Origin of the sequence: Romboutsia sp. (genome assembly GCF_051659545.1) — a bacterium.
In the GTDB taxonomy this organism is placed as follows: Bacteria; Bacillota; Clostridia; order Peptostreptococcales; family Peptostreptococcaceae; genus JBOFOR01.
In genome coordinates, this window is sequence record NZ_JBOFOR010000210.1 from 1 (window position 1) to 5453 (window position 5453).

Genomic DNA, 5453 nt, shown 5'->3' on the forward strand with positions numbered 1-5453 from the left:
TGTGTCCCCAAAAGCTACTAAGCAAATATAATAATACTATTGGTGATAAATTCAAAAGTACCATTATTATTGTATATGGTAAATTTTGAATTGATATAAGAATAGAGTTTATTATAGTATTTTTTATTGTATTATCAAATTTAGATATAATAGGGAAAATATATGTTAGTATAAATATAAATATTATACTTACTAAGGTAAATATAAATAGTAATATTTTACTTATAACTTGATTAGAAATCATATTGGAAATATTAAAATCTAAAATTAATACTCCACCAACTATAAGCATAAAGGTCCAAATCATAGTACTAACTTTGAAATTTTCTTTAAATTTTTTTATAAATTCTCTAGCTATATAGTTATCCTCATCTTTTACTATTTTCATTGCTACAGAATATGTAGCTGTCACAGAAGCCCCTATAGTTATTATAGGTATGCAAGAAAATATAAATAAGAAATTTAATATAACTATATCTGTCGTTCTTCTTAGAGTTTCAAAAAAATTATTATCATATCTAAATAAATTATCCATAAAAATCCTTTCTTATTTTCACTTATTAAAAAATACATCTTTAATATTATTTATTCAACTTATAGACTGATTGTCTAATAACTAGTTCACCCTCAAAAACCTTATGCTGATTTTTAGTCTTTTTATTTATTAAGTCGAATAGTATTTTAGTAGTTTCTTTTGCCATTTCCTCAACTGGCTGACGTATAGTAGTAATAGCCGGATTATAGTAATATGTAATATCTAATCCATCAAATCCTACAATAGAATAGTCTTCTGGAATTTTTTTACCACTTTCTAATATTGCTTTGCATGCACCAATTGCCATACTGTCAGATATTGCAAATACAGCACTAAAATCTTCTCCAGAAGTTATTAATTCCTTCATTAATTTATATCCATTTTCCATTGTATAAGCATTAGAATTATCTTTTGTGTATCTTATTAGTTTTTTATTTGTACTAATTTTTTTATTTTTTAATGCTTTAACATATCCTTCTACTCTTAATTTGCTTATACTTTTATCCCTACTATCTGATGCTAAAATTGCTATTTTAGTATGGCCATAGTCAATTAAAAGATCTACGATCTTTTTACTTTCACTTATATCATCAACCGATACTGATGAATATAAGTTTTTGTCTACATTTTGTGATATAGCTATCGTACTTAAAACAAATGGTACAGTTATTTGCTTTAACTTTTCTTCTTGATGTGAAAAAAAACCTCCTAGAAATACAATTCCCTTTAATCTTTTTTCTTTTATCAACTCTACTGCTACTTCAATTTCATCTTGATTAGAATCAACTCTATGCAATATAAAAGTATATTTTTGATTTTGTATTTCTTCCTCAAATACTCTAATCATACTCTGAAAGAATGGGTTATTTATACCTTTTATTAATACGGCTATGGTCTTAGTGTCTGTAAGTTTTAGATTTCTTGCACTGTTATTAGGAATAAATTTATTTTCCTTTATTACTTCCATAATCATCTTCCTAGTTTCTTCACTTATTTCTGGATGATTGTTAATTGCTCTTGAAACTGTGCTTACTCCGACACCACATTTTTTTGCTATATCTTTAATTGTGATTGCCTTCATATAAGTTTTATCCTTTCAATTCAGTATTTATCTACATTAATACTAACATAAGATAGGTTAAGTTTATAATATTTAAATAAATTTATTTATATTTAACTATACAGATAGCTTATTTTATCCTTTTACAGCTCCAGCAGCTACCCCCTCTATAATATATTTTTGGCATGCTAAGTAGAATATTATTATCGGTACTATAGATAACACCAGCATAGCCATCATAGCTCCCATATCTCTATTTCCATTTGAACCTACCAACATTTGTACCACTACAGGTATAGTTTTATACTCTGTTGATAATCCAATAACTAAGTATGGTAGCAAATAATCATTCCATATCCACATTGCATTTAATATTGCAACTGTAATTGCTGTTGGTTTTAAAATTGGAAGGACTATTTTAAAATATGTTTGTAGTGGATTACATCCATCTATAGTTGCTGCTTCCTCAATCTCAAGAGGAATAGACTTTATAAAACCACTAAACATAAATACTGATAATCCTGATCCAAATCCTAAGTATAATACCACCATCCCCAAAGGATTTGCTAGATTTAAAGTATCTGCTAATTTTACAGTTGAGAACATTACCATTTGGAATGGCACTATCATAGAAAATACAAACATATAGTATAAAGCATTTGTAAACTTACTTTTTACTCTAGTTATATAATACGCAGTCATAGAAGTAAAAAATATTATTGCTATAACCGAGAATATTGTAATAAATAAAGACCATCCTATTGCACTAAAAAAGCCTGTTCTTTCTAAACCATTAATATAGTTTGTAAGACCTACAAATGTTTCTGATGTAGGTAAAGCAAAAGGTGCATCACTTATAAAGAATTTACCTTTAAATGAATTAACTACAATAAAAATTATTGGAGCTAAAAACACTACTACTAATGCACATAATACTATGAAAATAATGCTATCTCCTATACTTGATTTCTTTGCGGATTTTTTCTTTAATGAAAGTGTATCTTGCATTAATGTTCTACCTCCTTCTTTCTAGTGAAGTATAGTTGAGAAAGAGCAATAAGTGCAACTATAATAAAGAATATAACTGCTTTTGCTTGGCCTACTCCCTCAAAATTGTTTCTACCATAGAATGTATTGACGATATTCAGTGCAACCATTTCAGTTTGTTTCATTGGTGCACCATTAGTTAAAGCTAAGTTTTGATCAAATAGTTTAAAGCTGTTCGATAGTGTTAAAAATATACATATTGTTATAGATGGCATTATCATTGGTATTGTTACATTTTTGATTGTTTGCCATTTAGTTGCACCATCAATTTTTGAAGCTTCTGTAAGTTCTGGTGGAACATTTTGTAAACCTGCAATATATATTATCATCATATATCCAATCATTTGCCAATTCATTAATACAATAAGTCCTATAAATCCAAATTTAGGATTTGCAACCAATGTAGTTTCATAATTTACTAATATTGAATTTATCATTGCTTGCCATGTATATCCTAGAACTATACCACCTATTAAATTAGGCATGAAAAATACAGTACGGAAAAAGTTCGTTCCTCTTATTTTTTTTGTTAAAAAATAAGCTAGAGCAAATGCAAGTATATTTACTGTTATAACTGATGCTATTGTAAATACTGAGGTAAAACCAAAGGCTCTTATAAACCCTTGACCTGATTCAAAAGCTTTTATATAGTTATCAAAACCTACAAATGTTGCATCACTTAATGTTGTGAATTCGCAAAAAGATAAATATAACCCTATTACAAAAGGAATAACAAATGCTGTAGCAAATGCAATCAGTGTTGGCACTAGAAATACGCCAAAATATTTTTTTAACGCCTTTTGCATAATAAACCTCCTATTTATTATAATATAAATTTTGTGCAATCGCTTGTCTAAGTTGAATAGCTTTAGCCATAAATAAGTATTTATATATCCACTGAATTATGACTTAGTTCCAACTCATATTTATTGGTATCATACTATTATTTATGGCTAAGCTTTTTATTTTATATTTTTTAATTTTTTTTTATTATTTAGCAGCTTCTTTTTCTGATGCCCACTGATCAACTACAAGTTTTTTAACATCTTCCCACTTCATATTTCCATTGCAGTATTCAAGTAATGCTGCACCAAAATCATCTTTAAATTGTTGACTTGGGAAAGAAACAAAGTTCCAATCTACATTGTATAAATCAGTATTAGACATATATCTTAAAACTTCTTGAGCTAAAGGATCTTGAGGTGATTCTTCTTTAGTAAAAGTATTAAATGGAGCTATGAAACCTAATTCATCTGTTACATGTTTTTTACCTGTTTCTGAGCTAAATAACCACTCAACAAATGCTATAGAAGCTTTTTGATCTGCTTCTGATGCTTTTTTATTTATAGAGAAGAAGTTTTCAGTTCCTATACAGATACCTTGCTTTTCTTCACCCTCAACACCTGTATATATAGGCATAAACTTAACATCTTCTGATTTTACAGTATTTCCTTCAACCTCTGCAATTTGTCCCCATCCCCAGTTACCATTTTGAACCATTGCAGCTTTTCCAAGAGCAAATTCAGCCATTGAGTCAGAAACTGTTTTACTTCCTAATATAGTAGGTTTAACTGTTGAATTATTTATGTATAAGTCAAATATATTTTTGTAGTTATCAGAATAAGTAAATTCTAATTTATCTAAATCACTTACACCTTTATCTTTATATTCATTGTATACTGGAAGGTTAGCTAAGTGAGTTTGCCATCTCCAATCTTCACCTGGAGTTAATGATGTAGAAGCAAATACACCATCTATTCCTAATTGATCTTTCTTCGCTTGCATATCTTCTGTAACTTCTTTTAATTTAGCAAAGTTATTTATTTCATCTAAAGATTTAGCTTTTGCTCCGTCTAAAGCAAAATATTTATTCATTATAGCTTGATTTACTATTATACCATATCCTTCTGAAACATATGGTATACCATATACTCCATCACCATCTTTAACTGCCATTTCTTTATTTAATAACATTTCATAAAGTTTGCTATCTTTTAAATCAGCAGTATAATCTTTCCAAGATTGATATCCTACTGGCCCATTTATTTGGAATAATGTAGGAGCCTCTTTTTTAGCTATCTCTGATTTTAATGTTTGCTCATAAGTACCACTTGCAGCTGTAACAACCTTTACTTTTACTCCTGTTTCTTTTTCATAATCTGCAGCTATATTCTTCCATTGTTCTTCAGACTCTGGCTTGAAGTTTAAGTAATAAACTTGACCTTTGCCATCTCCACTATCTGCTTCATCTTTAGATGTTGAACTACATCCAGTTAATGCAACTGTTGCCATCATTGCTGAAACTGCAATTGTTACAAATTTTTTTAATTTTTTCATTATATTCCCCCCTCTTATATTTTTCCCCTAATTAAAGTTTTATCGGAATCGTTTCCGATTCGATAAGGTTTCCAATAACGATTTCCTATCGTTAATAAAATAATATCACTAAACATTTTAAAAATCAATACATTTTTCCATATATTACTGATACTTATAATTTATTTTTATACGAAAAAAAAGATTACGTGGCTACGTCTTACTCTCCCAGGAGGTTGCCCTCCAAGTACCATCAGCGCTAAAGAGCTTAACTTCTGTGTTCGGAATGGGAACAGGTGTATCCTCTTTGCTATAATAACCACATAATCTTTATGCTTAATACTTCTATTAAGTTTTAGAGTTAGTACTCTGAAAACTACATACATTTAGTTTGAATCATTTTATTATAAACCTTTAGGTTTATTTTGGTCAAGTCCTCGACCTATTAGTATCGATAAGCTTAATACATTACTGCACTTACACCTTCGACCTATC

Annotated in this window: 5 protein-coding genes and 1 rRNA gene; all 6 read right to left on the bottom strand. The window is 28.7% G+C overall.

The window, feature by feature from the left end:
- Window positions 1-535: YesL family protein (locus tag ACRC03_RS11325; RefSeq protein ID WP_438652675.1), on the bottom strand; the 535-nt coding region annotated here is incomplete at its 3' end.
- Between the two features lie 46 nt (window positions 536-581).
- Entirely contained in the window at window positions 582-1616 is a 1035-nt protein-coding gene (locus tag ACRC03_RS11330) for a LacI family DNA-binding transcriptional regulator (RefSeq protein WP_438652676.1), read from the bottom strand.
- A gap of 114 nt (window positions 1617-1730) precedes the next feature.
- Window positions 1731-2603, bottom strand: coding sequence for a carbohydrate ABC transporter permease (locus tag ACRC03_RS11335; RefSeq protein WP_438652677.1), 873 nt, complete (start codon window positions 2601-2603; stop codon window positions 1731-1733).
- Window positions 2603-3448 (bottom strand): carbohydrate ABC transporter permease, encoded by an 846-nt coding sequence (locus ACRC03_RS11340; RefSeq protein WP_438652678.1) that lies wholly within the window; start codon window positions 3446-3448, stop codon window positions 2603-2605. The genes ACRC03_RS11335 and ACRC03_RS11340 overlap by 1 nt, the downstream gene beginning before the upstream one ends.
- A 184-nt stretch (window positions 3449-3632) precedes the next feature.
- On the bottom strand, window positions 3633-4979 hold the full coding sequence (locus ACRC03_RS11345; protein ID WP_438652679.1) for an ABC transporter substrate-binding protein: 1347 nt from the start codon (window positions 4977-4979) through the stop codon (window positions 3633-3635).
- A gap of 186 nt (window positions 4980-5165) precedes the next feature.
- Window positions 5166-5282 (bottom strand): 5S ribosomal RNA (gene rrf / locus ACRC03_RS11350).
- Between the last annotated feature and the right edge of the window lie 171 nt (window positions 5283-5453).